Origin of the sequence: Arthrobacter sp. AB6 (assembly GCF_031844545.1) — a bacterium.
GTDB lineage: Bacteria > Actinomycetota > Actinomycetes > Actinomycetales > Micrococcaceae > Arthrobacter.
In genome coordinates this window covers 1-1,133 of the sequence record NZ_JAUZVL010000060.1, presented here as the reverse complement: position 1 = coordinate 1,133, position 1,133 = coordinate 1, and the positions used below count along the sequence as shown (strand labels likewise).

Sequence of the window (1,133 nt, the reverse complement as noted above, 5' to 3'; positions counted from 1 at the left end):
ACGGTACTGGAAGCCCTGGTCTGAATGCACGACCGGATGTTGACCGGGTTCCAGGCAGGCGAGGGCTTGCTTGAGCGAAGAGTTGGTGAGTGCAAGGTTCGGGGACGGGCTAATCGAATGGGCGACGATCTGCCGGTCAAAGAGGTCCATGACCGGCGAGAAGTAGAGCTTCCGGTCGCCGACACTGAACTCAGTCACGTCCGTGACCCACTTCTGATTCGGGGCGGTGGCCTCGAACTCCCGGTTCAGCAGGTTAGGCGCGGCAGTGCCTTGTTCGCCTTGATAGGAGTTGTAGCGCTTCCTCCGCCGGACCTTGCAGGCCAGCCCGAGTGTGCGCATCAGCTTCAGCACGGTCTTCTTCGCGAGTATCCAGCCCTGCTTGAGCAGTTCCGTGTGGACACGGCGGTGCCCGTACCGGCCGTGGTTCGTCGTGAAGATCTCCGTGACTGTGGCCTTGAGGGCCTCTTGGGGGTCTGGAGCCTGGAGTCGTGACTGGTGATAGAAGAATGTCGATCGGGCAAGACCCGACACTTGCAGCAGAACAGGAAGCGGGAAGTCAGCCTTGAGGGCAGTAAGGGCCTGGACCCTCACCGTTGTTCTTGAGCCCTCAAGGCCCGCAATTTTCCCAGATAGGCCACTTCTGCCCGCAAACGCTCGTTCTCACGGCGCAGCCGCTCCAGCTCGGATGGTTCAACGGGCGGGGTGTCGGGCTTCCGAGGTCGGCCTTTTGGTTTTGGTCGCAAGGAGTCCGGGCCCTCAAGACGGTAGGCGCGCACCCACGTTCTCAGTAGGACCGGAGAGGACAGGCCAGCTTCTGCTGCCAAATCAGGGGCAGTCTCGCCGGCGAGGAACCGTTCGACCAAAGCGAGCTTGAATTCGAAAGAGTATGACTGTTTTGTCGGCTTGGTCACCAGAGCTCCTTGGCCATGAATCCTCCACCGCCGATACAGCCTCTTGACCGGCCAATTAGACACGCCCAACAGATTAGCTGTCGCCTTATCTGCAAGGCCTTTCTCAAACCACGCTACAGCCGCCTCACGCTGAGCCTCGGACAACGAACTATCTACACGCAAAAAACTGCTCCCCGGAAGTCAGAACTGAATTTCTCAGTCCAACTTCCAGGGAGCAGTTCA

The 1,133-nt window shown here is 59.4% G+C and carries 2 protein-coding genes; both read right to left on the bottom strand.

Annotated elements, in window-relative coordinates; translation table 11 throughout:
* Positions 1-591: IS3 family transposase (locus Q9R30_RS19315; RefSeq protein ID WP_311218602.1), on the bottom strand; the 591-nt coding region annotated here is incomplete at its 3' end.
* Positions 588-911 (bottom strand): helix-turn-helix domain-containing protein, encoded by a 324-nt coding sequence (locus tag Q9R30_RS19310; protein ID WP_234005536.1) that lies wholly within the window; start codon positions 909-911, stop codon positions 588-590. The genes Q9R30_RS19315 and Q9R30_RS19310, both read right to left, overlap by 4 nt.
* Positions 912-1,133: the final 222 nt, after the last annotated feature.